22 protein-coding genes are annotated in these 26,188 nt (G+C 63.6%); 8 read left to right on the forward strand and 14 right to left on the reverse strand.

Translation table 11 applies throughout. The features are described 5' to 3' along the window. Positions 1 to 44 precede the first annotated feature (44 nt). The 3 genes from ACWYRN_RS04075 to ACWYRN_RS04085 all read left to right on the forward strand — a co-directional run bounded on the left by ACWYRN_RS04075 (position 45) and on the right by ACWYRN_RS04085 (position 2,839). Positions 45 to 1,088, forward strand: coding sequence for a type IV pilus twitching motility protein PilT (locus tag ACWYRN_RS04075; RefSeq protein ID WP_229438069.1), 1,044 nt, complete (start codon positions 45 to 47; stop codon positions 1,086 to 1,088). A 2-nt stretch (positions 1,089 to 1,090) separates the two neighbouring features. Further along, positions 1,091 to 2,227: a PilT/PilU family type 4a pilus ATPase gene (locus ACWYRN_RS04080; RefSeq protein WP_488691248.1), complete on the forward strand. Its 1,137-nt coding sequence runs from the start codon at positions 1,091 to 1,093 to the stop codon at positions 2,225 to 2,227. 129 nt (positions 2,228 to 2,356) lie between these two features. Beyond that, positions 2,357 to 2,839, forward strand: coding sequence for a glutathione peroxidase (locus ACWYRN_RS04085; protein WP_488691249.1), 483 nt, complete (start codon positions 2,357 to 2,359; stop codon positions 2,837 to 2,839). Between the two features lie 17 nt (positions 2,840 to 2,856). On the opposite strand, the gene ACWYRN_RS04090 is transcribed toward ACWYRN_RS04085, so the two are convergent. The 10 genes from ACWYRN_RS04090 to ACWYRN_RS04135 form a co-directional block, all read right to left on the reverse strand. Then, positions 2,857 to 3,864, reverse strand: coding sequence for an alpha/beta hydrolase family protein (locus tag ACWYRN_RS04090; RefSeq protein WP_488691250.1), 1,008 nt, complete (start codon positions 3,862 to 3,864; stop codon positions 2,857 to 2,859). A 395-nt stretch (positions 3,865 to 4,259) separates the two neighbouring features. Beyond that, positions 4,260 to 6,299: a glycoside hydrolase family 97 protein gene (locus tag ACWYRN_RS04095; RefSeq protein WP_488691252.1), complete on the reverse strand. Its 2,040-nt coding sequence runs from the start codon at positions 6,297 to 6,299 to the stop codon at positions 4,260 to 4,262. 133 nt (positions 6,300 to 6,432) lie between these two features. Beyond that, positions 6,433 to 7,293 (reverse strand): alpha/beta hydrolase, encoded by an 861-nt coding sequence (locus ACWYRN_RS04100; RefSeq protein ID WP_488691253.1) that lies wholly within the window; start codon positions 7,291 to 7,293, stop codon positions 6,433 to 6,435. A gap of 192 nt (positions 7,294 to 7,485) precedes the next feature. Next, positions 7,486 to 8,085: a hypothetical protein gene (locus ACWYRN_RS04105; RefSeq protein WP_488691255.1), complete on the reverse strand. Its 600-nt coding sequence runs from the start codon at positions 8,083 to 8,085 to the stop codon at positions 7,486 to 7,488. Between the two features lie 160 nt (positions 8,086 to 8,245). Beyond that, complete coding sequence (locus ACWYRN_RS04110) at positions 8,246 to 8,932, reverse strand: pentapeptide repeat-containing protein (RefSeq protein ID WP_488691256.1); 687 nt, start codon at positions 8,930 to 8,932, stop codon at positions 8,246 to 8,248. Positions 8,933 to 9,030: 98 nt separating this feature from the next. Continuing rightward, complete coding sequence (locus ACWYRN_RS04115; protein WP_229438077.1) at positions 9,031 to 9,345, reverse strand: hypothetical protein; 315 nt, start codon at positions 9,343 to 9,345, stop codon at positions 9,031 to 9,033. A gap of 98 nt (positions 9,346 to 9,443) precedes the next feature. Then, positions 9,444 to 12,233 (reverse strand): TonB-dependent receptor plug domain-containing protein, encoded by a 2,790-nt coding sequence (locus ACWYRN_RS04120; protein WP_488691257.1) that lies wholly within the window; start codon positions 12,231 to 12,233, stop codon positions 9,444 to 9,446. A gap of 474 nt (positions 12,234 to 12,707) precedes the next feature. Further along, the gene (gene glcF, locus ACWYRN_RS04125; RefSeq protein WP_488691259.1) at positions 12,708 to 13,946 is read right to left on the reverse strand and encodes a glycolate oxidase subunit GlcF; all 1,239 of its coding nucleotides are present in this window, start codon (positions 13,944 to 13,946) and stop codon (positions 12,708 to 12,710) included. Between the two features lie 3 nt (positions 13,947 to 13,949). Next, on the reverse strand, positions 13,950 to 15,005 hold the full coding sequence (gene glcE / locus ACWYRN_RS04130) for a glycolate oxidase subunit GlcE (RefSeq protein WP_488691260.1): 1,056 nt from the start codon (positions 15,003 to 15,005) through the stop codon (positions 13,950 to 13,952). A 10-nt stretch (positions 15,006 to 15,015) separates the two neighbouring features. Continuing rightward, positions 15,016 to 16,509 (reverse strand): FAD-linked oxidase C-terminal domain-containing protein, encoded by a 1,494-nt coding sequence (locus ACWYRN_RS04135; RefSeq protein ID WP_488691262.1) that lies wholly within the window; start codon positions 16,507 to 16,509, stop codon positions 15,016 to 15,018. A 74-nt stretch (positions 16,510 to 16,583) separates the two neighbouring features. Here ACWYRN_RS04135 and ACWYRN_RS04140 point away from each other — a divergent pair, with 74 nt between their 5' ends. From ACWYRN_RS04140 to ACWYRN_RS04160, 5 genes are all read left to right on the forward strand, one after another. Continuing rightward, positions 16,584 to 17,138, forward strand: coding sequence for a cob(I)yrinic acid a,c-diamide adenosyltransferase (locus ACWYRN_RS04140; protein ID WP_488691263.1), 555 nt, complete (start codon positions 16,584 to 16,586; stop codon positions 17,136 to 17,138). A gap of 14 nt (positions 17,139 to 17,152) precedes the next feature. Beyond that, complete coding sequence (locus ACWYRN_RS04145) at positions 17,153 to 18,190, forward strand: rhomboid family intramembrane serine protease (RefSeq protein ID WP_488691265.1); 1,038 nt, start codon at positions 17,153 to 17,155, stop codon at positions 18,188 to 18,190. A gap of 118 nt (positions 18,191 to 18,308) precedes the next feature. After that, positions 18,309 to 18,746, forward strand: coding sequence for a T6SS immunity protein Tdi1 domain-containing protein (locus ACWYRN_RS04150; protein WP_488691267.1), 438 nt, complete (start codon positions 18,309 to 18,311; stop codon positions 18,744 to 18,746). Positions 18,747 to 18,944: 198 nt separating this feature from the next. Beyond that, the gene (locus ACWYRN_RS04155) at positions 18,945 to 19,616 is read left to right on the forward strand and encodes a hypothetical protein (protein ID WP_488691269.1); all 672 of its coding nucleotides are present in this window, start codon (positions 18,945 to 18,947) and stop codon (positions 19,614 to 19,616) included. 110 nt (positions 19,617 to 19,726) lie between these two features. Beyond that, the gene (locus ACWYRN_RS04160) at positions 19,727 to 21,151 is read left to right on the forward strand and encodes an MATE family efflux transporter (protein ID WP_488691270.1); all 1,425 of its coding nucleotides are present in this window, start codon (positions 19,727 to 19,729) and stop codon (positions 21,149 to 21,151) included. Between the two features lie 17 nt (positions 21,152 to 21,168). Here the strand turns inward: ACWYRN_RS04160 and ACWYRN_RS04165 are convergent, their stop codons facing one another. From ACWYRN_RS04165 to ACWYRN_RS04180, 4 genes are all read right to left on the reverse strand, one after another. Continuing rightward, positions 21,169 to 23,424, reverse strand: a complete 2,256-nt coding sequence (locus ACWYRN_RS04165; RefSeq protein WP_488691272.1) for an ATP-binding protein — start codon at positions 23,422 to 23,424, stop codon at positions 21,169 to 21,171. Between the two features lie 182 nt (positions 23,425 to 23,606). Continuing rightward, positions 23,607 to 23,756, reverse strand: a complete 150-nt coding sequence (locus ACWYRN_RS04170; protein WP_488691274.1) for a hypothetical protein — start codon at positions 23,754 to 23,756, stop codon at positions 23,607 to 23,609. 189 nt (positions 23,757 to 23,945) lie between these two features. Further along, positions 23,946 to 25,316 carry an alpha-amylase family glycosyl hydrolase gene (locus tag ACWYRN_RS04175; protein ID WP_488691276.1) on the reverse strand — a complete coding sequence of 457 codons (1,371 nt, stop codon included), beginning with the start codon at positions 25,314 to 25,316 and terminating at the stop codon, positions 23,946 to 23,948. A gap of 64 nt (positions 25,317 to 25,380) precedes the next feature. Further along, positions 25,381 to 26,124 (reverse strand): hypothetical protein, encoded by a 744-nt coding sequence (locus ACWYRN_RS04180; protein ID WP_488691278.1) that lies wholly within the window; start codon positions 26,122 to 26,124, stop codon positions 25,381 to 25,383. Between the last annotated feature and the right edge of the window lie 64 nt (positions 26,125 to 26,188).

Raw genomic sequence — 26,188 nt, forward strand, 5'->3', positions numbered from 1 at the left:
GCACGCTGGCCGAAGCTGCGCCCCTCACGGCACAGGGATTATAAATGGACATCTCCGAATTACTCGCCTTCTCGGTCAAGAACAAAGCCTCCGACCTCCACCTCTCCGCTGGCCTGCCGCCGATGATCCGCGTCCATGGCGATGTGCGCCGCATTAACCTGCCGCCGCTCGAGCACAAGGACGTGCACGCCATGATCTATGACATCATGAACGACGGCCAGCGCAAGCAGTACGAAGAGGTGCTGGAGTGCGACTTCTCGTTCGCGATTCCCGGCCTGGCGCGCTTCCGCGTCAACGCTTTCAACCAGGAACGCGGCGCCTCGGCCGTGCTGCGCACGATTCCCTCGAAGATCCTGTCGCTGGAAGAACTGAACGCACCAAAAATCTTCGGCGAACTGGCCCTGAAGCCGCGCGGCCTGGTCCTGGTGACCGGCCCCACCGGCTCGGGCAAGTCGACCACGCTGGCCGCGATGGTGAACCACCTGAACGAAAACGAGTACGGCCACATCCTGACGATCGAGGACCCGATCGAGTTCGTGCACGAGTCGAAAAAGTGCCTGATCAACCAGCGCGAAGTCGGCCCGCACACCCTCTCCTTCAACAACGCACTGCGCTCGGCGCTGCGCGAAGACCCGGACGCCATCCTCGTCGGCGAACTGCGCGACCTCGAGACGATCCGTCTCGCTTTGTCGGCCGCCGAAACCGGCCACCTGGTGTTCGGCACCTTGCACACCTCATCGGCTGCGAAGACCATCGACCGTATCGTCGACGTCTTCCCGGCCGAGGAAAAAGAGATGGTGCGCGCGATGCTGTCGGAGTCCCTGCAGGCTGTGATTTCGCAGACCCTGCTGAAAACCAAGGACGGTTCGGGCCGCGTGGCGGCGCACGAGATCATGCTCGGCACGCCGGCGATCCGCAACCTGATCCGCGAAGCCAAGATCGCCCAGATGTATTCGAGTATCCAGACCGGCAGCAACGTCGGCATGCAGACCCTGGACCAGAACCTGACCGACCTGGTGCGCCGGAATATCATCTCCAGCAGCGCGGCCCGCTCTGCCGCGAAGATCCCCGAAAACTTCCCAGGCTAAAAATGGAACGCGACCAGGCTTCAAAATTCATGTTCGACCTGCTGCGCCTGATGGTCAGCAAGGGCGGCTCGGACCTGTTCATTACCGCCGGCTTCCCGCCCGCGATCAAGATCGACGGCCGCATGACGCCGGTCTCGAGCCAGCCGCTGACGGCCGCGCACACGGCCGACCTGGCGCGTTCGATCATGAACGACAAGCAGACCGCCGGCTTCGAGCTGACCCGCGAAGCCAACTTCGCGATCAGCCCCGGCGACCTGGGGCGCTTCCGCGTTTCGGCATTCGTCCAGATGAGCAGCGTCGGCATGGTGCTGCGGACCATCACCACGCAGATTCCGAAGTTCGAGGACCTGGGCCTGCCCGAGGTGCTAAAGGAGGTCATCATGGCCAAGCGCGGCCTGGTGATCATGGTCGGCGCCACCGGTTCGGGTAAATCGACGACGCTGGCGGCGATGGTCGGCTACCGCAACGAGAACAGCTATGGCCACATCATCACCATCGAGGACCCGGTCGAATTCGTCCACCCGCACCGGAACTGCGTGATCACCCAGCGCGAAGTGGGCGTGGACACCGATAGCTTCGAGGCGGCCCTGAAGAATTCCCTGCGCCAGGCGCCGGACGTGATCCAGATCGGCGAAATCCGCGACCGCGACACCATGGAACACGCGATCGCCTTTGCCGAAACCGGCCACCTGTGCCTGGCCACCCTGCACGCCAACAGCGCCAACCAGGCGCTCGACCGCATCATCAACTTCTTCCCCGAAGAACGCCGCCAGCAGTTACTGATGGATTTGTCGCTGAACCTGCGCGGCCTGGTGTCGCAACGCTTGATTCCTAAAAAGGAAGACAAGGGGCGCGTGGTGGCGATGGAAATCATGCTGAACTCGCCGCTGATCTCGGACCTCGTGTTCAAGGGCGAAGTCCACGAGATCAAGGAGATCATGAAGAAGTCGCGCGAGCTGGGCATGCAGACTTTTGATCAGGCGCTGTTCGACTTGTACGAGGCAGACAAGATCTCGTACGAGGACGCGCTGCGCAATGCCGATTCGGTGAACGACCTGCGCCTGACCATCAAGCTCAATAGCAAGCACGCGAAGAACCGCGATTTCTCGGCGGGGACCGAGCACCTGGGCCTGGTGTGACGTAGGGTGGACGGCTTGGCCGTCCACGTGTCCACCGGTGCTGAGATATTCGCGTCCGATCCGGCGGATGTTGAACGCGTGGACGGGAAACCCGTCCACCCTACGCCGACATGTTGGTATCATCCCGACATGAACGTTTTCGACTTCTCCGCCCCCGCCCTCGACGGCACGCCCGTCGACCTCTCGTCCTATCGCGGCCAGGTGCTCCTGGTCGTGAACACCGCCAGCGGCTGCGGCTTCACGCCCCAGTACGCCGGCCTGGAAACGCTGCACCGCGACTACGGCGAGCGCGGCTTCGAGGTGCTGGGCTTCCCCTGCAACCAGTTCAAGAACCAGGAACCCGGCACCGAAGCCGAAATCGGCCAGTTCTGCGAGCGCAGTTTCGGAGTCAGCTTCCCGCTGTTCGCCAAGATCGACGTCAACGGCGCCAACTCCCATCCCCTGTTCCGCCACCTGAAGCGCGAAGCCCCCGGCATCCTGGGTACCGAGCTCGTCAAGTGGAACTTCACCAAGTTCCTCGTCGATCGCGACGGCAAGGTCGTCAAGCGCTACGCGCCCAAGACGAGGCCGGAAGAGATCCGGAGCGACATCGAGCAGCTGCTGGCCCGCTGAACTTAGAGCCTATCCCCTCAGCGCTTGTCGAACCACGCCATGAAGGCGTCGTATTCCTTTTGCGCTTCAGGCATCGGCCGGCCATCCGGCACCAGGCTGTGGCCCGCCAGCGGTATGCGCCGCATCGTCACGTCCCTGCCCTGCACCCGCAACTGGGTGTACAGCACCTCGGTCGAGAGGATCGGCACGCTGCTGTCCTGCATGCCGGCGGCGATGTAGACGCGCGCCTTGGAGTGCGCCAGGTTGTCCATCGTCGACTGGGCAAAGAAGCTGCTCCAGCGCAGGTAGGGATGACCCCAGGCGTACTTGGTGGTGCTCGCCGGGTCGGCGGCGATGGCGCCGTAGGTGGCGTCGAGCTCCTGCAGGCGCAGCGCCTTGATCTCGTCGCTGTCGGTCGAGCGGTGGATGTTGGCGGCGAAGTCGAACAGCTGCGACGGGCCGTTCGCGCCCAGCAGCACGACGTCGGTGACCTCGGGCAGCGCCCGCGCCAGGCCGGCCGCCATCGGCGCCCCTTCGGAGCTGCCGATCACCAGCACGCGGCGCGCGTCGACTTCCGGCCGGCGCAAGGCATGGCGCACGGCGGTGGTGAGCGTTGCCAGCCAGGTCTCGTAGGAGAAGTGGGCGTTGAATTCGCCGGCGCAGCCGATGGCCGAGCCGAACGGGCCTTCCTGCGCTTGGTCGGACTGGTAGGGCTTGTCGACCGCCATCACGGCGTAGCGGCCCTGCTGGGCCAGGGGCAGCCAGGAATAGATGGTCGAGGCGCGCTTGGCGGTGCCCAGGTTCATGAACGGCGGCACGCAACCGGAGCCCTGGATGTAGAGGACCAGCGGCGACTTTTGCGCGGGCTTGGAGAGGTAGTAGCGCACCGGCGGGCCGGATTCGGCTGGTAGGGTCAGGCGCGTGATGGAGAAGGACTTGAAGTCGAAGGATTCTTCCTGGACGCCGGTGTCGGCGGCCAGTGCGCTGCCGGTAAGCAGCAGCCCTGCGAGGAAGGTGACGGAGCGTTGTACTGCGCTTGCGGCCATGGTATTCCCTAATCTGATGTCAGCCCAGATGGTGCCATGAAGCGCAAACGTAGGGTGGGCACGCCGTGCCCACGCGGTTACGTGCGCTTCCTTTTTGCGTTAGCGGTGATGTGTCGCTCGAAACGCCAAGCCAGGCTCGTGGCCGTTGCAGGCTTTGCGGGCGACACCTTGACGGCGCGGACTACGGACACGTGCGTACCGCGTGGGCACGGAGTGCCCACCCTACGGTCATGGCCGCAGGCCTCATGCAAAGGCCGCAGGCCATTCCACCGTCGAGGACGATTTCACAGCCGCAGGCTACATGCAAAGGCCGCAGGCCATATCGCCATCAAGGACGATTTCACAGCCGCAGGCCATACCCGCGCCAGAGCCGCCCCGGCCTCAATGCCCCAGCCTCAACGCGCCGGCGAAAAACGAATCGCCTGCCCGCCACCCGGCGCCAGCTGCAGCTGCAGCACGTCCTTCGCCGTCACCTTGCGCTGCTCGACCACCAGGTCGAAGCGGCGCTCGCTGCGGTAGTCGGCGGCGTCGCCGTCGCGGTAGATCTCGGCCACGTAGCTCTTGCCCGCATCCAGGAAGCTCAATGGCAGCGCCAGCGTGCGCTTTTCGCCGTCGGTCACGGCGCCCACGTACCAGTCCTGCGAGTTGCGGTCCTTGCGCGCGATGGTCACGTACTCGCCCACGACGCCATTGACCACGCGGGTATCGGCCCAGTCGGTCGGCACGTCGCGGATGAACTTGAAGGCGGCCGGGTACTTCTCGTAGTTTTCCGGCAGGTCGGCCGCCATCGCCAGCGGCGAGTAGATCACCACGAAGTTGGCCAGCTGCTTGGCCTGGGTCGAGTTGAAGACCTTGCCTTCCGCGCCCACCAGGCTCAGGACACCCGGCGTGTAGTCCATCGGGCCGCTCAGCATGCGCGTGAACACCAGCTTGGCTTCGTGGTCGACCGCGTTCGGCGGGTTGCCCCAGGCGTTGTACTCGACGCCGCGCGCGCCTTCGCGCGAGACCCAGTTCGGATAGGTGCGGCGCAGGCCGGTGTCCTTGACCGGTTCGTGGGTGTCGACCGCGATACGGTATTTCGCTGCCTCGGTCACCGCCTTCAGGAAGTGGCGCACGCCCAGCTGCGAATCATAATGCCCGTAGCGCAGCTTGCCGTCCTCGCCCATGAACTGCATGGAACCGGCTTCGTGCACATAGCCCGACTTCACGCTGTCCACGCCGTGCTTCGCATACAGTTTGTAGGCCGCGTCCATCTGCTTTTCGTAGGCCGGCAGGTTGCCGCCGGTCTCGTGGTGACCGACCAGGCGCACGCCCTTCGATTTCGCATACGCGGCCAGGCCCGGCAAATCGAAGTCGGGATACGGCTCGGTGAAGCTGAAGTCGGCGCCGCCATGGCCCCAGTCGCTTTCCCAGCCCTTGTTCCAGCCTTCGACCAGCACGCCGCGGAAGCCATATTTCGCCGCGAAGTCGATGTAGCGCTTGGTATTCGCCGTGTTCGCGGCATGCTTCGGACCGGCGTTCCAGGTGCCCGACTGCAGGTGCATCTCCCACCACACGCCGACGAATTTCGACGGCTTGACCCAGGACACGTCGCCCAGCTTGTTCGGCTCGTTCAGGTTCAGGACCAGGTCCGACATGTAGAGACCGGCCGCGTTGTCGGCAATCTGCATGGTGCGCCATGGCGTGGTAAAGGCACCGTGGCGTACCACGGCCGGGCCGTTCGGCGAGGCCACCAGCTGCGCGCGCAGCTTCTGGCCATCGACCTTGCGCAACCACATCGAGGCGTAGTCGACCAGGGCCGCTTCGTGGAAGGCGATGTGGGTGCCGTCCTCGAGGCGCACGGTCAGCGGCGTGTTGGCGGTGCCGATTTCCGAGAGCGGCGAGGTGCGGATTTCTTCTTCCAGGCCCGGCAGCTCGCCGGCCGGAATCCACCAGGCCGTGCCCTTCTGGGCGACGGCGAATTCGGTCAGCTCGTCGATGATCTCGGTGTCGCGCAGTTGTGGCTGGTCCGGGAATTCGTAGCGGAAGCCGATGCCGTCGTCATAGATGCGGAATACGATGGCCAGGCGGCGGTTGCCGCGGTTCTTCTGCTCGACCTCGACACGCAGCTCGCGATAATGGTTGCGCACGAACTGGCGCTCGCCCCAGGGCTGCTCCCAGGTCGAATCGTGCAGGCTGGCGGTCTGCTTGAGCAGCGCAAAGCCGCCGTCCAGCTTCGGCGCATTCGCCAGGTTGAAGCCCAGGCGCGACAGGCCGATGACCTGCTTGCCGTTGCGCTTCACCGCATAGCCGAGCTTGCCGCCATTCTCGATCTGGACTTCGACGTCGAGCACCTGGCCCGGCGACGCAGCCCTGGCGATGACTTGTTGGGCCCAGGCATTGACGCTGAGTGCGAAAGTTGCCGCCAGGATGGCGGCGCTGCGGCGAAGCTGCATCGGTTGTCTCCTTTTCTTCTCTTCCGGCCGGAAGTAGCAAAACTACGCTACTAACCGGGATATTTAAGGAATGATAAGACAAATAGTGTAATTCGACTACCAATGGATGAGCTATCGCCGCAGCGGTGCATGCTTACGCCAGGCCGACCGTGGCGCCGCGCGGCAGGTGCTGGCGAATCCAGTGCGTGGTATCGGCCAGCACGTCTTCCTTGCCGTAATCGTTGAGCAGGTCGTGGTAATGACCCTCGTACATCTTGAGGGTCTTGTCCGGGGAACCGGCGTGTTCATAGAAAAACTGGCTGCCCGCCGGCACGGTGGCCTTGTCGACGGTGCCGTGCATGATGAAGACCGGCAGCGTGATCCGGTCGAAGGATTTCTCCAGGCGATCGTCGGCGCGCACCAGCGCGGCTACGGTGCTGGCCGGCTGCACTTCGCCGGCGATCAGGGGGTCGCTGTTGAGCTTGCGCACCGCTTCCGGGTCGCGCGAAAAGTCCTCGTTGTGCAGCTTCAGCACCCCCGCGTGCGGCGCGATATGGCTCAGGCCCTTGATCAGCGACAGCGCGATGCCGGGCGCCGGCACCTTGAAGGCGAAGCTTTCGCAGATGAAGCCGTCGAGCTGGGCCTGGTGTTCCAGCGTATAAACGCAGGACACCACGCCGCCGGCCGAGTGGCCGAGCAGGAACACGGGCAGGCCGGATTCGCGTGTCTTGGCCAGGTCGACCAGGGTCGCCAGGTCGCCCACGTATTCGTCGATGTCCTCGATATAGAAGCGCTCGCCGCTCGACTTGCCGCGCCCGCGCAGGTCGAGCGCATAGACCACGAAGCCGCTGCCGGCCAGCTGGCGCGCCGTCCATTCGTACTGGCCGCTATGGGAATTGACGCCGTGGCAGATCACCACCAGGGCGCTGGGCGGGCCGGGAGGATGCCAGCTGCGGAAGAAGATCTGGTTGCCGTCCTTGCCGTTGACGGTCTCTTCGCTCGACTCGATATCCATGACCACTCCCCCTGAAGGTAAAGCGGCGCGCGTGCCGCCGGACCCTCAGGGTAGACCGATATTGCGCGTTTGCCGTCAACCTGCGTGCGATGCCTGATGTAGCGCAAGGAATAGTGAATCCGAGCGGTGATTCAAACACGGACGCGCACGGCAAAAAGCCCGCCGAGGCGGTCTCCGTCTTGACCGACAGGATTACTGCTGGGTGGTCGGCGTTGCCGGGGTTGGTGCGGCCTGGGTGTCGACCGGGGTCATCGGGTTGGTCGGCGGCACGGTCGAGGCCGGTGCCGGGGCCAGGCCGGTTTCGGTCGGCGCGGTGGTCGGCGGCGTCATCGGTGCCGGCGAGGTCATCGGGGCCGAGCTTGGGGTCGGCGCCATGTCGCTGCCGCTCTGGGTGGTTGCCGAGGTCGAGCTCGAACCGGTGGCGGTATTCGTCGACGAGCCGGCGGTGGCGGTGTTGTCGGTCTGGGTCGTGCCCGAGGCCGTTGCCTTGCCGCTGTCGGACTTGGCGCTGTCCTTGTGCGACTGGTGCTTGGCCTGCTTGTCGGACTTGGCCTGTTTGTCGGACTTGGCCTGCTTCTCTGATTTCTTGCTGGTCGTATCCGCCTGGGCGACGACCGTGTCGTTCTTGGCGTCGGCCTTGACGGTCGACTTCAGATCCTTGTTGTCCACCAACACGGCGGTTTTTGCATCCATTTTCTCTACGTTGACTTTCGCAACGGGCGTCGCTGGCGATTGGGCAAAGGCGGCGCTTGCGAACAGACCGGCGATCAGGGTAGCGATGGTTTTTTTCATGATGCAGCTCCTCTTGGTAGTTTGTCGGTTGACTTGATTGTCACTCCACCAAGAACGGCGTGGCGCACGGGACTGTTGACAGGATTAACATTCGCTTACAACGCTGGCATTTGCTTACATGTCGCGCAACGCCTGTTGACTGCCAACACCACAAACGGGCTTATGCCACGTTCAGCCCCATCGCCCGCACCAGCTCGGCCGCCTGGCGCGGCGAGATCGTCGCGCCCAGGAACAGTTTCGCATTCGTCAGCTTCAATCCGCCCAGGTCGGCTTCGCGCAGGTCGGCGCCATCGAAGCGCGTGTCCCGGATGTGGGCGTCGCGCAGGCCGCCGCCTTCGAACACGGCGTCGCGGAAGTCGCAGCCCGACAGGTCGGCATCGGCAAAGTCCAGGCCGACCAGCTTCATCTTGCGGAAGGACATGTGGCGCAGGTCGGCGCCGACCAGCAGCGTGTCCTCGAAGGACAGGCCGAGGTAGCTCACTTCCTCGAAGTTGGCGCCGGTGAGCTTGCAGCTGCGAAAGCTGGCCGACGCCAGTTTCGCGCGGCGCCAGCTGCTGTTGTTCAGGTCGCAGGAAGCGAAGCGGGCGTCGACCAGGTCGGCGGACTCGAAATCGGCCTGCCCGGCGCGGCAGCGCTGCCATTGCGTGCGCGCCAGCCGGGCGGCATACAGCGAAGTCTCGGCCAGCTGGCAGTGGCGGAACACCGCGTCCTGCAGGTTCAGGCGCGACAGGTCGGCGCCGGAAAAATCGCAGTTGTCGAAGACGAGGATGGCGTCGTCGAGCAGGAGTTGCTCGACACGGGCGCGGTCCGGCGTTTCGCCGGTGATGGTGATGGTTGGTCGTGACATGGAGCGCGGCGTGGTTCGGCTGGGTTGCTGGAACCCGGCAGCATACACGCTCGCCGCGCCTGCCGGAACGGCGTTTGAAGCGGCGCTCTACGCGCCGCTCAGCGGGTTTCGATGCTGGCCGTGCCGTGGATCACGCAGCCGCGGTTGACGTTCTCGAGGAAGCGGATCGCCTCACCCATCGACAGGCTGGAGGGCAGCAGGCGATTCAGCCCGGCTTCCTCACTGATACGGTCCAGGCCGTAGGCGATGCTGCGCGAGACCTCGCGCGCCGGCTTGCCGTCGCTGTTGTAGAGCGCGTCGTAGACACCGACCTCTTCCCACAGGGGCACGAAGCCGGGGCTGGTGGAATCCTCGAACACGACGGCGGGCGCGGCGCCGCCTTCTTCGCGCACGAGGCGAAATACGAAACTCATGGCTGTCCCTGGTGAATCATGGATGGGGACGGATGCTAACACGAAAAAAAAGACCAGGCCGGAGCCTGGTCTTTCGTCAAACCGGCTGTTTCAGCCGATTAGAAGGTGTAGCTTGCTGCCACGCCGAGGGTACGCAGTTGCGGCGAGGTGGTGGCCCAGCCTTCGCGCCATGCGATCGGACGCGCTTCGTTGAACACGTTGTAGACATACAGGTTCAGCTTGACGTGCGGGATGCCCGAGTAAGCCAGGGTGTAGTCGACGGTCGTGTTGTGGTCGACGCGTGCGCAGTCAGCCAGGTACTCGGCGGCCACGCGCTGGGTGGCGCAGTAGGTCGGCGACGAGACGCTGTTGTTGCTGTAGCCGCTGGCGTAGTTCCAGGTCACGCCGTGGTCGAAGTCGCCCTGCTTCACGTACAGGCGGGCCTTGACGGTCATGCGGCTGCCGAAGTCGTAGGTGCCGACATAGTCGGGACCATACGAATTATCGGTGACGCTGAAGTCCTGGTATTTCAGCACGTAGGTGCCGTCCAGCTTCACGCGCCAGTCCATGCCCGAGAACTTGAAGCGGCCGGTTGCGTCGAAGTCGAGGCCGGACACGCGGGTGCGGCCGCTGTTGACGTACGGGTTGTAGACCATGCCCAGCTGGCCAACGCCGCCGTAGTTGACGGTGTTGCTTGGGTTGTACTTGCGTACCAGGGCCAGGAACTCGTTGTCGGCGATGCTGTTGTCGACACGGATCAGCTGGCCTTCCGGCAGGTCGGCTTCGCCGCGCAGGATGTCGATGGTCGAACGGGTACCGATTTCGTTACGGCGCTCGATGAAGTAGTAATCGATCGCGGTGGTCCAGTTCTTGATCGGTTCCCACACCAGGCCCGCGGTCAGCGAGCGCGAGGTTTCCGGCTTCAGGTCCGGGTTCGACGACACGAAGCTAGGCAGGTTGGCCGAGCATTCCGAGTTGCGGAAGCTGTTGCCCTGCGCCTTGTCGGTGGTGGTGACGCCGGCCGCGTTCTGGATCATGTTGTTCAGCTGGGTCGCGATCGGGCAGCGGCGCGGATCGTTGACGCCGGTGGCAACCGAGCTGCGGCCCAGGCCGTTACCGGTCTCGACGACGTTCGGTGCACGGAAGCCGCCGGTTGCGGTGGCGCGCAGCAGCAGGCTGTCGGTGGCGTTCCAGCGCAGGCCGAGTTTCGGCGACAGGTGGGCATCCGAGTTCTGGCTCTTGTCGGCGCGCACTGCTGCGTCCAGCGAGACGGTCTTGGTCAGCGGCACGTTGGCTTCGGTGAACAGGGCGTACTGGCTGATCGAGTCGTCGACCTGCAGGCCGAACACGCCGATCAGTTCGCCGCGCAGGACGTTCTCCGAGCTCTTCATCCAATAGCCGTTCTTGCGGATGTCGGTACCGAATGCCACTTGCACAGGACCGGCCGGCAGTTGCGCCACGGTGCCGGTGATGCTGGCATCGAAGAACTTGGTGTCGGATTCGCCTTCGGTGGTACGGATCGGGAACATCGAGTCGAGCAGCGCGTAGTCGTTCTGCTGGCCGAACTTGTAGGTGCCGTTGCGGATGGCGTTGGTGTAGCCGGCGGCGCTGGCGCTGCGGGTTGCCTTGGTGGCCGAGGACTTCATCCAGCCGCCGGCCGCATTCCAGTCCCACTCGCCCACCGAGCCGCTCAGGGTCAGCATGATGCGGTGCTGGTCCGATTCGGTGCGGTTGAAGTTGAAGCCGTTGCCGGTGTCCATCAGGCGGGTGCGGAACTCGGTATCGACGTTGTACGGGTTGTTCGGATGGCCGACCGGCAGCTTCGGATAGAAGAACGGTCCCACCATGCGGTTTTCACGCACGTTGTACCAGATGCTCGACGAGGTCGTCGGCTGCAGGGCGAACGGCGCCACGATGTAGTCGCTGGTCGCGCCGGCAGTGGTGATTTCCAGGTTGGCGTCGATGTCCTTGCCAATGCGGAAGTGCGTGTTGCTGGCGATGGCGTGACGCTTGTTGTCGGTGGTCAGGCCGGTGTACGGATTGATATCGAATTTGCACAGGCCGTCCGCCGGGTCGATCGACTCGGCCGGGCAACCAGGCGCGCGCACGATGTTGGTGGCGCTGCGGTAGTAGTTACCGGTCGGCGAGTACGAGCTTGGCGCGTCGTAGGTCGAGCGGCCCGGGGTCAGGCGGTGCCAGGCCGGGTAGTATTCCTTCAGGTCGTCCTGCGAGTAACCGTCGCGCTTGTAGGCTTCGGCGGTGATGTAGGTGTTGAAGCCGTTCTCGTCGATGTCGCCGAAGCCGACGATCGCCGACAGGTTGCGGCTGCGGTTGTCCTTGAAGTGCTGGCCTTCCTGGTAGCCGCCACGGATCTTGGCGCCCTGGAAGTCCTTGCGCAGGATGATGTTGACCACGCCGGCAATCGCGTCGGAGCCGTAGCGTGCCGATGCGCCTTCCTTCAGGATCTCGATACGCTCGATGGCGTCGCTGGCGATCGCGTCCAGGTTGGTGAAGTTTTCCTGTGCGCCGTCGGCCAGGCCGTACTGCGCGATGCGGCGGCCGTTGACCAGCACCAGGGTGCTGACCTTGCCCAGGCCGCGCATGCTGACTGCCGACGCGCCGGTGGCGAAGCTGCCCGAGCTGGAGGTAGCCGAGTTCAGGTTGGTGTCGATGGAAGCGGTGCTGGTCAGGATGCCCAGGGCCGTCATCTGGCCGGTCTTCTCGATGTCGTCACGGTTCAGGATCTGGACCGAGCCGGCGGTTTCCGCTTCGGTACGCTTGATGCTCGAACCGGTCACGACCACGCGCTGCATCTGGGCAGCAGGTTCAGCCGACGTTGCGGCTTGTTGCGCGACAGCAAAGGCAGGGAAAGCCATGGTCAGGGCGACGGCAATGGCGCTTTTGTTCAAAGTACTTTTATGCTTCACAACGACTCCAGGTGTTGAACTTATTTTAATATTCGACTCACCCAGCAAGCCGTGTACTACGGTCTTGGCTAGGGGTGCGCATAAACACTTTTGCATAACATTGCTGCGTTGCAAAGGATTACCGATGAGTTTTCAAGCTGACAGTCAAATAAGCCCAAGTTTTGTCGCGTATTTGATACATTCTGTTACTGTTTCCAATCGGTGTTTGGCACAGACCGTCACAAATTCGTTTCCCTCTGGTTTTTATGCAGTTTTATTGCGAAATGTCGACTTGGCGGTTGTGGATGTGTACATATGCGCCCCAGGCTTCGGTATCGAATGTTTCCGGAAGATGACACACGAGAGACAGCGGCGTGCCGCTGCCCTGCCAGGGGCAGCTTGCCGTGCAATGCGATGGCGCAGGCTATGCCTGCCTGCTAGCAGGCCCGTTGGCCGCAGGGGAAAGCATGGCGGCCGTCAGGCAGCCGCCGGGCGCCCGGCCAATACCCGGTCAAGCAGCTCGATCCAGTGCGACACGGGCGTGCCGGTGCCGGCCTGCAGGTGGCTCACGCAGCCGACATTCGCCGACACGATTTCAGGCGCCCCGGTCGCCTCCAGGTTGGCCAGCTTGCGGCTCCGGAGTTCGTGCGCGATCTCGGGATGGAGCACCGAATAGGTACCGGCCGAGCCGCAGCACAGGTGGCTGTCGGCGCACAGCACCACATCGATGCCGGCGGCGCGCAGCACGCCTTCGACCTTGCCGCGGATCTGCTGGCCGTGCTGCAGCGTACAGGGCGGATGAAAGGCCACGCGCCGGCCGCCCTTCTGTTCCACCTGCAGCGCCAGCTGGGCCTCGAACTGGGGCAGGATCTCGGACAGGTCGCGCGTCAGCAGCGAAATGCGCGCCGCCTTTGCCGCATAGGCCGGGTCGTGGGCCAGCAGGTGGCCGTATTCCTTGACCGTCACGCCGCAGCCCGAGGCCGTCATCACGATCGCCTCCACCTGCTCGACGTAGGGCCACCAGGCGTCGATATTCCGGCGCATGTCGTCCAGCCCGCCGGCCTGGTCGTTCATGTGGTAGCGCACCGCGCCGCAGCAGCCGGCCCTCGGCGCCGCCAGCAGCTGCACGCCGACGGCGTCGAGCACGCGCGCGGCGGCGGCGTTGATGTTCGGCGCCATGGCCGGCTGCACGCAACCGTCGAGCACCAGCATCTTGCGCGCATGGCTGCGCGTGGGCCAGCGCCCTGCCGTGGGCGCCGGCTGCAGCTTGTCCTGCAGATGTTTCGGCAGCAGTGGCCGCGCCAGCGAGCCGGTACGGTGCGCCAGCTTGAACAGGCTTGTCCGGGGCAGGAATTCCTTCAGGGTGTTGCGCTTGATGCGGTTGCCCAGCGTGCGCGGCACGCGCTCTTCCACCACGCGGCGGCCGATGTCGACCAGGCGCCCGTACTTCACGCCCGACGGACAGGTCGATTCGCAGTTGCGGCAGGTGAGGCAGCGGTCCAGGTGCAGCTGGGTCTTGCGCGTCGGCTCAGCGCCTTCCAGCACCTGCTTGATGAGATAGATGCGCCCGCGCGGGCCATCGAGTTCGTCGCCCAGCAGCTGGTAAGTGGGGCAAGTGGCGGTGCAGAAGCCGCAGTGCACGCAGGCGCGCAGGATGGCTTCGGCCTCGTCGCCGTCCGGCGTGCCCTTGATGAAATCGGCGAGATTGGTTTGCATGGTCTAGACCATCCTTCCCGGATTGAAGATGTGCGCGGGGTCGAAGCTGGCCTTCAGGCGCTCGTGAATACGCGCCACGGCCGGCGCCAGCGGCTGGAACACACCCACGCGCTTGTCGCCGCCGCGGAACAGGGTCGCGTGGCCGCCGGCGGCCTTGGCGGTGGCGCGGATAACTTCACAGGCGTCGCTGCCTGCCCGCAGCCAGCGCTGCGCCCCGCCCCATTCGATCAGCTGTTCGCCCTTCAGCACGACCGCGCCGGTGGTCGACGGCAGCGACAGGCGCCACAGCGGCATGTCCCCGGCGAAGAAGGCATGCCGCTGTTCGCGCAAGGATGCCCAGAACGCCGCGCAGTCCGGCATCACCTGCCCGCCCAGCGCGCGTACCGCCGCATCCACCGCCGCCTGGGCGCCCGACAGCCGCAGCGCCAGCACGCCGGCATGCCAGCAACTGGCGGACAGCGGCAGCGGCTGGCCGCCCCATTCGTTCAGCTTGCGAATCGCGTCGATCTCGTTCATGTCGAAGCGCAGCGTGGTCTCGGCAAAGGGACGCGGCAGCACCTTCACCGACGCCTGCGTGATCAGCCCCAGCGTGCCGAGCGACCCGGCCAGCAGGCGCGAGACGTCGTAGCCGGCCACGTTCTTCATTACCTGGCCGCCGAAGCGCAGCAGCTCGCCCTGCCCGTCCAGCAGCTCGGCGCCGAGCACGAAGTCGCGCAGGGCGCCGCTGTTGGCGCGGCGCGGGCCGGACAGGCCCGCCGCGATCGCGCCGCCAAAGGTCGCATAAGGTGTGGTAACTGAGCCAAAATGCGGCGGCTCGAAGGCGAGCATCTGGTTCTGCTCGGCCAGCACGGCCTCGATCTCGGCAAGCGGCGTGCCGCAGCGCGCCGTGATCACCAGTTCGGTCGGCTCGTAGTCGACGATGCCGGTGTGTTCGCGCGTGTCGAGGATCTCGCCTTCGAATGACTGGCCGTACCAGTCCTTGGTGCCGCCGCCGCGGATGCGCAGTGTGGTGCCGCTTGCCGCGGCCGCGCGCACCTGTTCCCTGAATGTCTCGATCATCTGTGTGTTCTTAAAAGCGCGGCAAATCGGGGAAAGGCAGCACGCCGCCGCTCACGCGCATCTTGCCGAATTCGGCGCAGCGGTGCGGCGTGGGAATCGCCTTGTCCGGATTGAGCAGCATCGGCGCGTCAAACGCGCGTTTCACCGCGAAGAAGGCATCGAGTTCGAGCCGCCCGAACTGCACGCACATCGAATTGATCTTCTCCATGCCGACCCCGTGTTCGCCGGTGATCGTGCCGCCGACTTCCACGCACAGCGCCAGGATCGCGGCGCCGAATGCTTCCGCGCGCTCGAATTCGCCCGGCTTGTTCGCATCGAACAAAATCAGCGGGTGCAGATTGCCGTCGCCGGCGTGGAACACGTTGGCGCAGCGCAGGCCGAAGGTCGTTTCCATGCCCTCGATCCCGGTCAGCACCTGGGCCAGGTTCTTGCGCGGGATGGTGCCGTCCATGCAGTAGTAGTCCGGCGAGATGCGCCCCGCCGCCGGAAAGGCGTTCTTGCGGCCGGACCAGAAGCGCATGCGCTCCGCTTCGCTTTGCGACACCGCGATGGCGCTGGCGCCGGCCGCCTGCAGCACCGCCGTCATGCGCTCGATTTCCTCGGCCACCTCCAGCGGCGTGCCGTCGGCCTCGCACAGCAGGATGGCGGCGGCGTCGGTGTCGTAGCCGGCGCGCACGAACGGTTCGACCATGCGCGAAGAGGTGCGGTCCATCATCTCCAGGCCGGCCGGGATGATGCCGGCCGCGATCACGCTGGCGACCGCATTGCCGCCGGTGACCACGTCGTCAAAACTGGCCATGATCACTTGCGCCGCGGCGGGCTTGGGCACCAGCTTCACCGTTACTTCCAAAACGATGCCGAGCATGCCTTCGGAGCCGATGAAGACGGCCAGCAGATCCAGGCCCGGCGCGTCCAACGCTTCGCCGCCGAGTTCGATGACATCGCCATCGATGGTGGCCACGCGCACGCGCAGCACGTTGTGCACGGTGAGGCCGTACTTCAGGCAGTGCACGCCGCCCGAATTTTCCGCCACGTTGCCGCCGATGGTGCAGGCGATCTGCGAGGACGGGTCGGGCGCGTAGTACAAGCCGTATTGCGCCGCCGCTTCCGAAATGGCGAGGTTGCGCACGCCCGGCTGGACGATGGCGGTGCGCGCATGGGCGTCGACCTTGACGATGCGGTTCAGGCGCGCGGTGGAGACGACCACGCCGTCATGAATCGGCAGCGCCCCGCCCGACAAACCGGTGCCGGCGCCGCGCGGCACGATCGGCACATTCAATTCACGGCAGACGGCGAGGATGGCCAGCACCTCGGCTTCGCTGGATGGCAGCGTGACGATCATCGGCAGCTGGCGGTAGGCGGCCAGGCCGTCGCATTCGTAGGGGCGCGTGTCTTCGGGATCGTGCAGGACGGCGCGTTCCGGCAGCCTGGCGCGCAGGGCTGCGGCGACCTGCTCGCGACGTTCCCGTGGGGCGACAAGAGGGGCTTGGAGAGGGGCGGACATGCTGAGATTGTAAGCACAATCACATCGTTTTGTCGTATCCTCGGGCTATCTTTTTTTATGGTCTGGACATAATCATGGGCAATCGACTTTCTAAAATCGCCACACGCACCGGCGACGACGGCAGCACCGGCCTCGGCGACGGCAGCCGTACCGGCAAGGACAGCGCACGCATCCATGCGCTGGGCGAAGTCGACGAACTCAATTCCTTCGTCGGCCTGCTGCTGTGCGAAGACATGCCGCCCAACCTGCGCGAAGAACTGGTCTCGATCCAGCACGATCTGTTCGACCTGGGCGGCGAGCTGTGCATCCCCGGCTACCAGATGATCAAGGACGAACACGTGGCGCGCCTCGACGGCCTGCTGGAAAAATACAATGCCGACCTGCCGATCCTGAAGGAGTTCATCCTGCCGGCCGGCTCGCGCGCGGCCTCTACCGCCCACGTGTGCCGCACCGTGTGCCGCCGCGCCGAGCGCGCCATCGTGGCTTTGTCCAAGACGGACACGCTCAATCCGCAGCCACGTCAATACGTGAACCGCCTGTCGGACTTGATGTTCGTGCTGGCGCGCGTGCTGAACCGCTTTGCCGGCGGCAGCGACGTGCTGTGGAACCACGAGCGCAAGCGCGGCTGATTCAAGGGATTTGCATGGCGGGCGAGCACGTCTTCAAGCTGCGTTTCTACATGGCCGGTGCGAACTGGCCGACCAATCCTTTCCAGTACCGGGGCAAGGGCACGATCGAGATCGGCCAGGACTTCGTGATCCTGCGCGGCAGCCGGCATCGCTCGTTCCGCATGCCGCTGCGCGAGGAACAGCGCCTGCGCATGGTCGACATCGTCGACGTCTACGCCAGCGGCAGCGACGTCACCTTCACGCTGCTCGGCGTGAAGGAAGACCTGACGATCGGCTTCAGCGTGGAAGACGCCGCCACCGCCGACCGCATCGTCGCCCTGCTGCCCACGCGCCAGACGCCGGCCCACGCGCAAGCGCACGCCGAGCAGGAGATCTTCCATGACCGCATCGATTACTGGAGCCCGTCCACGCCGGTGATCTGGGGGCTGCTGGCGGCAAACATCGGCATCTTCGTGCTGATGTGGCTGGCCCGCCAGCGCTACCAGAGCTTCCTCGAAGGTCCGCTGCGCCAGCTGTTCGCATTGCATCCCGATGCCTCGGCCCTGCTGCATTCGCAGCAGCTGGTCGAATGGGGATCGAACCGCGGCCCCCTGACCCTGAAAGGCGAATGGTGGCGCCTGTTCACCTCGATGTTCCTGCACGGGAGCATCTGGCACATCGGCTTCAACATGCTGGCCTTGTGGCAGGTGGGGCAAGTCACCGAGCGCATCTTCGGCAGCGCGCGTTTCGCCGGCCTGTACGTCCTGGCCGGCCTGTCGGGCAGCCTGGCCAGCGTGCTGTGGAATCCGCATGTGAACAGCGTCGGCGCATCCGGCGCGATCTTCGGCATCATCGGCGGCCTGCTCGCCTTTTTGGGACGCAGGGACAGCGGCGTGCCGCCCACCGTGGTGGCCGACCTGCGCGGCTCGATGATCCCCTTTCTGCTCTTCAGTCTGTGGATGGGCTTCATCTATCCGCACACCGACAACGCGGCGCATATCGGCGGTTTGATCGGCGGCTGGCTGGCGGGGCATTTGCTGGCGCGCTCGATTCACTTGCCGGAGCGCGCATAAGGATGGCTGACCGGGCTTCTACATTGCTCTGACGGCGGCAGGGCCGCAAACTGAGCCATACTATCCGTCTCCTATCGGCCAAGTGTGGACATATTAATGCTTGAGTGAAGGAGCGACGGTGGAGTTGCTTGACGAAGTTCGACGTGCTTGGGGATGGGTAGGCATTGAGCCGGTCGAGCTTATCGATCACAACGACTTCGGCAACCTGATTTTGAAAGACGTACGCGAACAATATTGGCGCCTATGTCCAGAAGATCTTTACTGTGAAGTCGTGGCAAGCAGTCGAGAAGAACTAGATCGATTGTCAAAAGACCAGGAATTCCTGAGGGATTGGTACATGCGTGGCCCACTAGACCAGGCTTTTCAACGGCTCGGAGCGCTTGCTTCCGGGCGGAAGTATTGTCTCAAGATTCCCGGTGTGCTCGGCGGTGAGTACGGTGGAGAAAACCTGGGGACGATATCGCACGACGAGCTCATCAGAGCCTCCGGTTATATTGCTCAACAAATTGCTGATCTTCCAGACGGAGCATCGATTGAGCTATCCGTTAGCGACTGACATTAGCTGGTAGGCCATTACAAAGGTCCGCAATGGGTCGAATCTCGCCACTCGCGTTCCCCATGACATCTTCTCGGCGATAAGCTGATATCGTTTTGCGACAGGCAAGACCTCCCGACATTGATCTTTTGTCTGGAGTAACCTGAAGGCTAACGTCAATAAGCTATTACTTTCCTCGGCCTTCTACACACCTTCACCATGCGCCACCTTGCCATATTCCTGCTTACCCTCGCCACATTGGTCTCATCGAATGTGCATGCCGTTCCAGGTTCGCGCTGCACCAACGATGGCTTCCTGCTGCATCGGGATACCCTCAAGATTGCCAAGGTGACCTTGCCGGTGTTCGCACACTTCTGCTACCGCGACGATAGCGGCGATCACGTGGTGTACCTGACCGAAAGCGGCGACCGGCGCTACGATGGTAAAACCTTGTCGAGTAAAATCGGCGCGCACTTGTTCACGATACATGCTGGGCCAACCCTGACGGCCAAGGGCACGGTCAGCGATAGCGCACCGATAGAGATGGCCGGCGTGCAGTGGTGGACCAAGCTGACCGAGTTAAACGATATCGATGGCGACGGGCTGGTTGATCCGATCCTGGTGTACCGCTTCTACGCCAGTGATGAGGGAAAGATCATGGATGATGCTTTCGAAGGGCGGCTGAAGATCATCGCTTTTCACCGTGACACCAAGGCCGCCATCCGGGCAATCACGGGCGACCTCGACCTGCAACGCTCGACCACAGCCAGCGCCCCCTACTTCAAACTGCCGCCCGCCCTGCAAATGCACCTGGTGCGCAAGATGAGCCGAATGTATGACGAAGACATGTTTGGCTTCGACAATAGCCATGCCTTTAAGCCTTTGAAGTAATTTTTAAGTATCCAACTTCCGCTGGTGCATCATTCACCTGCCCACAGCACACCAAAGCCAGCCGAGTCTGCCGGACATCATGCTTCGCCCGGATGGCTTAGCATGAAGGCATGAAAACCGACCGCAAGACCCTCTTCCTCGAAGGCTCGATTCCACGCGCGCTCGTCACGCTGGCGATCCCGATCATGCTCGCCAACCTGCTGCAGACCGGCTACCAGCTGACCGACGCTTTCTGGGTCGGGCGCCTGGGCGCATCGGCGGTGGCAGCCATTTCCGTCAGCTTCCCGGTCACCTTCCTGGTGATCGCGCTCGGCTCCGGCCTGGCGATGGCCGGCGCCACCATGGCCGCGCAATACGTCGGCGCCGGGCGCCAGGACATGGTGAATCACGTGGCGGCGCAGACCATGCTGATGGTGGTGATCACCTCGATCGTGTTCGGCGCGATCGGCTTCGTGCTGGCCCCTACCCTGCTGCGTTTGCTGGGCGTGGCGCCCGAGGTCTACAGCGGCGCGCTCGGCTTCCTGCGCGTGTCGTTCGTCGGCATCCTGTTCGTCTTCATGTACGCGATGTTCCAGGCGCTGATGCGCGGCGTCGGCCAGACCCGCATTCCCCTGATGATCGTGGCAGGCACCGTGGTGCTGAACTTCGTGCTCGATCCGCTCTTTATCTTCGGTTGGGGGCCGATTCCCGGCCAGGGCGTGATGGGTGCGGCGTATGCGACGCTGATCACGCAGGCGCTCGCCGCGGGCCTGGGCATGCTGGTGTTCCTGCGCGGGCGGCATGGCATTGCGCTGTCCTGGAGCGGGTTCAAGCCGGACCCGGTGTATCTGAAACGCGCTTTCTTCCTCGGCTTGCCCGGGTCGGTGGAGCTGTCGACGCGCGCGCTGGGGCTGATGGTGATGTCCTTCCTGGTGGCCAGCTTCGGCACGCTGTCGATCGCCACCTATGGCGTCGGCTCGAACATCCTGCAGGTGATCACGATTCCGGTGATGGGGATTGCGATGGCGGTGGCGACCCTGGTCGGCCAGAACATCGGCGCGGGGAATACGGCGCGCGCCGAGCGCATCACCTGGCTCGGCACCTTTGCCAGCTTCGTCCTCCTGACGCTGCTGGGCGGCGTCGCCTGGCTGTGCGCGCCGTGGCTGGTGCGCTTCTTCATTCCCGACGACCCGGCGGTGATCGCCGGCGGCGCCCACTTCATCCGCATCATGTGCCTGGCCTGGGGCGGGATCGGCATCCAGCTGTGCATCGTGTCGGCGTTCCGCGCGTCGGGGAATATGCTCAGTGCGATGATCATCGCGATGGTGTCGCAGTGGATGATCCAGTTCCCGCTGGCCTACGTGCTGGCGAAGCACACCACGCTGGGCGCGGATGGCTTGTGGTGGTCGTTCCCGGTGACGAACGTGGCGGTAGCGCTGGTGTCGGTGGCGTGGTTTGCGCGCGGCAGCTGGAAGACGGTGCGCCTGACCGAGGACGACAGGCAGGTGGCCGAGGTGGCCAAGGAGACGATGGTGGAGGAAGGCAGCCTGCGCTAAGGCCGCTTCCGCCCCGCTCAGCCTTGCCGGCGCGGCAGGGTAAAGTGGAACGTGGTGCCCACGCCGACGCTGCTCTCGACCCAGATCCGGCCGCCCTCCTGTTCGATGATGCCCTTCACGATCGACAGGCCCAGGCCCGCGCCTTTTTCCGCGCCCACCGTGCCTTGCGTGAAGCGGTCGAAGATACGCGGCAGCAGCGCCGGGGCAATGCCCATTCCCGTATCGGCAACCGAGATGACGACTTCGCCATCGCTCTGCCTTGCCGACACCGTGATCCGTCCACCGGCCGGCGTGAACTTCAAGGCATTGCTGATCAGGTTGCCCAGCACCTGCTCCACCTGCGCGCGCTTGCAGGCGATCGTCAGGTCACTGCCATTGCATGCCACGCCGATGTCGATGCCGGCTTTCTCGGCCAGGGGCATGGCGAGATCGACGGCATCGCGGACGAGCGTGCCGGCATTCGCCAGTTGCAGGTCCGGCGACAAGGTGACGTGGTCCGACTTGGCCGAATCGAGCACCGATGTCACCAGGCGCTCGATCGTGTCGACTGCACGCATGCTACGCGCGATCATTTCCGGCGACGTGGCGGTACCTGCGGCCTGCGCCCGCTCCATGAACTGCAGCGACATTTTCAGGACGCTTAATGGATTGCGGATGTCGTGCGAGACGATATGCACCAGGGTTTCTTTTTCACCGCTGATTTTTTCGGCTAGCGCACGGGCTTCCTGCGCCTTGGCAAACGCGCGCCGCAGGTTGAACCCCAGGATGCCGGTGCGCAGCTCGGCCGCCGACTCGACCTCCACCTTTTTCCATGGCGCGGCGATGCCATTCACGACCTGTTTCCAGGAATCGAAGGAAAAGCGCGGATGCAGGCGCACGACGCCGTTTTCCACCTCGACGCGCTTGTCCGGTTGGCCGGCCCAGGTGATGGTCTTCGCCACCTCGGGCCGGAACCACAGCACATAATTGCGTTCCGACTTGAGAATCGCGATGGCCAGCAGGCCGCTGGCGATGTCCTGATAGTCGCTGGCCGGCGCGAACATGCTGCTGAGCTGGTTGCTCGCATAGACTTCCTTCGACCCGTGGACGGTAGCAAGCCATTCGACCAGTTCGTCGATCTGGGCCGCCGATGGTGTCGCACCAACGGTGATCCATGTGTTCTTGTGGAAAACCGCCGCCCCACCGCCAACAGCCCCGACCAGGTCGAGCAGGTTCGGCGTGCACTTGGCCAGTCCGCCGACGACGCTTTCGCTCTCTTCCATGAAACCCAGGAGTGCGCCGCGCGTGCGCTTCAGTTCGTTCCGGTAGCGCTGGTCCTCCAGCGATTCCTTCAACGCCAACTGGGACGACACGAGCTGGGCAATCATCTTGGTGGCCAAACGCTGGTCGGAACCGAGCGTCCTGGCGCCGAGGTGATGGCAGGCGATCAGGCCCCACAGCTTGCCGTTGTCGATCAGCGGCAGCGTCAAGGTCGCACCCACGCCCATGTTCTGCAAATACTCGATATGCAGCGGCGACACGCTGCGCAAGGCGGACATGCCAAGGTCCAGCGGTGCGCCGGTCGTCGCATTCCTTCCGGGATAAACGGCGACCGGCGTATAGGCCACGTCCGGGATCATGCGCAGCCAGTTATCGAGGAATATCTTTCTCGCCTGGGCGGGAATATCCGAAGCCGGGAAATGATGATGGAGATAAGAATGCGCATGCGGCACCCTGGCCTCGGCGACGACGTCGCCATGCCAGTCTTCCGTGAAGCGATAAATCATGACGCGGTCATAACCGCTGATCAGCCGTACCTGCTCGGCCGCGCGCCGGCACAGATCGATCAGCCTGGAAGCGCCGAATATCAAATGCACGGCATTCCGGACGAGACGTTGCAATGGCTCGGCCACGTCTTCCGACGACAAGGGTTCCAGCTCCAGGATCAGGACGCCATGGTGCAGGTGGGCTGTCACTTCCCATTCCTGCTCACGCAGCGAACCCGCATGCAGGAGCGGCACGATCAGCGGCGCCTGCTCGACCAGGTCTTGCGAATGGATGTATTGCTCGAGCTTCTGCAAGGCATCGGCCGACAGGTGCTCGGCGAGCGAGCGATTGACGAGTTCCCTCGCATCGAGGCCAAAGGCTTCGATGCAATTGACGCTGGCATTCGTGATGGTCAGTGTCGCCGATTCGACACTCAGCAAAATGCCGAATGGCTGGATGGATCCGGGAATATGAATCGGCTCATTCTCGCATTGATCGAGAGATGGCGCCGCAGGCAGGCTGGTCATGATTGGACTTTGCGAAACGACCGGAATATTTGCTGCAAGCGCAAACCTGGCCTGGGAATGTCAATACTTTGGTCATCGACCAAAGTCGCCTTTCACATTCTAATCCAGGCGCTATTGCAGAGCCAGCCTCAGAAAATACCCGATAGAATTTAATACTTCTCTTTCCAGCATTCCTTATCAGGTCATGTGGATGTGTGTTCCACTTGCTTGACGTTTTTCTTCAGAAAGAACAGCGCGGCAGCGACCGATGCAAAGAACACGGCCACGCCGACCGGGTCCACGCGCACATCCACAGTGACTTTCACATCTACGTTTTTCACAGGCTCCTCCATGATTGATCTCCGATAGAATTAATAAAACTATATCAAAGATTGTGGATGTGCCTGGTTTGGTAGGGTGGGCCGGGCCGCGCAAGGCACTTGTGCCCACGCTGTCGTACCTTTCCATACCCGACGGTATGCCGGCGCCGTACCGCGTGGGCACAAGTGCCCACCCTACGAACTACGAACAACACAGCTACCTTACTTCACCAGCACCTTGTAGCTCCACGGCGCCATGTCGAAGCTGGTCGCCGCATCCACGCGCACCGTTTCGCCGGTGGCGAAGTCGCGGTAGCTGCCGTGGTGCAGGTCCTTGCTGAAGGTGGCTTTCACGCGCTCGCCAGAGAGGTTCAGCGCCACGAACACCTTGTCCTTGGCATTCGCACGCACGAAGCTGAAGACCTGCTTCGGCGTGGCGTTCGGCACCTGCATCATCTGCGCGCCGAACTCGCCGTTCCACAGCGCCGTATTCGACTTCTTCAGTGCGATCAGCTTGCGGTACAGGTCCGCGTAGGGCGACGGCTTCCACTCGATCGGATCGCGCTCGAAGAATTCCAGGCGCTTGCGGTTGCCGGCTTCCTGGCCGTTGTAGATCATTGGCATGCCTTCGCTTACGAACGTGAACACGATGGCCGCATCGACCGCCGGGCCGAAGATGTCGAACTCGGTGCCGTCCCAGGTGTTCTTGTCGTGGTTGGTCGTGTACAGCAGGCGGTAGGCCTGGCGCGGGTAGAACTTCTGGCCCCAGGCGTAATAGGTGTACAGGCCGGTGGCGTCGCGCTTGCCCTTGGCGATGTCGTGCAGCGCGTCCCACCAGGTCCAGGCATAGCTGGCATCAAACGCCACGCGGTGCATGTCGCGGCTCTCCCATTCGGCCAGCATGAAGACCGGCTTCACGGCGCGCAGCTCACGGCTGGCGTTGTCCCAGAAGTCCTGTGGTACCAGGCCGGCGGCGTCGACACGGTAGCCGTCGATGCCGGTCTCGCGCACCCAGTACAGCATCGATTCGGTCATGTAGCGGCGCAGGGCCGGCTTGCTGTAATCGAGGTCGATGATGTCGTCCCAGTCGAACCAGGGCGTCGGGCGCGGCTTGCCGCTGCTGTCGTTCGCGTACCAGTCCGGATGGCTGCTGCGCAGGACGCTATCCCAGGACGTGTGGTTGCCGACCCAGTCGATGATGACGCGCATGCCCAGCTTGTGCGCGCCGTCGACAAAGGCGCGGAAGTCTTGCAGGGTGCCGAATTCCGGGTTCACGGCGCGGTAGTCGCGCACCGCGTACGGGCTGCCGAGCTTGCCCTTGCGCTTGAGCTCACCGATCGGGTGGATCGGCATCAGCCACAGGATGTCGACGCCGAGTTCCTTCAGGCGCGGCAGCTGGGCGGTGGCGGCCTTGAAGCTGCCCTCCTTCGTGAACTGGCGCGTGTTGATCTGGTAGATGGTGGCGTTTTTGGTCCAGTCGGCGTGCTGGAACTGGACGTATTCCTGCGGCGTATAAGGATCGGCGGCATGGGCGGCGATGCCGAAGCCGGCTGCGCACAAGGCCAGGGTCAGGCGGGCAAACGTATGCTTCATGAAGTATTCCCAAGTAATAAAGACCTGTTCGTTGTCCAGGCCAGAAAAGACCGCGACGGCGCAGTCAAGGTGCAGGTTCAGTCGTGACAGGCAGGCAAGGCCAGGTTGCGAACTTTGTTGATGCAGCCCCGGCTGCCAGCCAATCGAGCGCCAGGCGACGGACAGACACGCCCTCGACGCTGATGTCGCAGCATGATTCGCGTTCGCCGGAGGCATATGCGCTTGCGAGACGGGCGGCGGCGTCGCAGTCGCCATCGTTGATCAGGCTGGTAACCAGGGTGACGGCATAGGCTCCACGTTCCAGCTGATTAGTATGTTGGGCGACCAATGACGAGAAATCCGAGGCTTGCAAGACTTCCGTCAGAAGTGCTTGCTGGGTCACGACGACTGCCATCAAGGAGCTTGCTGCATCGCCCGGCGTAAGACAGGACTGTTCAAGCACCTCCTCATACATGGGCAGTCCCGGGCAGGTAAAGGCGCCGTTTGTGCGGAACGAAAGCGGTTCGCCCGCATTCCCCGGCATCCCCAGGATATCCCATAGAATCGGGTCCAGCGCCATGGGTTTGACGCAGTGCGTGACGTGCGTTTTTCCATCGTAAAGCGATACCGTTATACGGACCTCATGAAAAAAATCGCCGGCCTGCCTGAACAGCACCGCGCCACTTTTCCTCCACCCGGTTCCTTTGATCGCAGGACCGAGAGCGACCAGGACCGCTTTCTCGAAAGCCCGCCATTGCCTGGCACTGCCCTGCACGATTTTTCCGTTCTCGCTGCTGGAAATTGCTGTTTTCCTTACGTTTTCCGTCATCCGGCCCTCACTGTTTTGAAAGCAGGCATTCCAGACTGCCTTGAGTATATAGCAACTGTTTGAT

This window comes from Massilia sp. BAP21 (assembly GCF_057801335.1).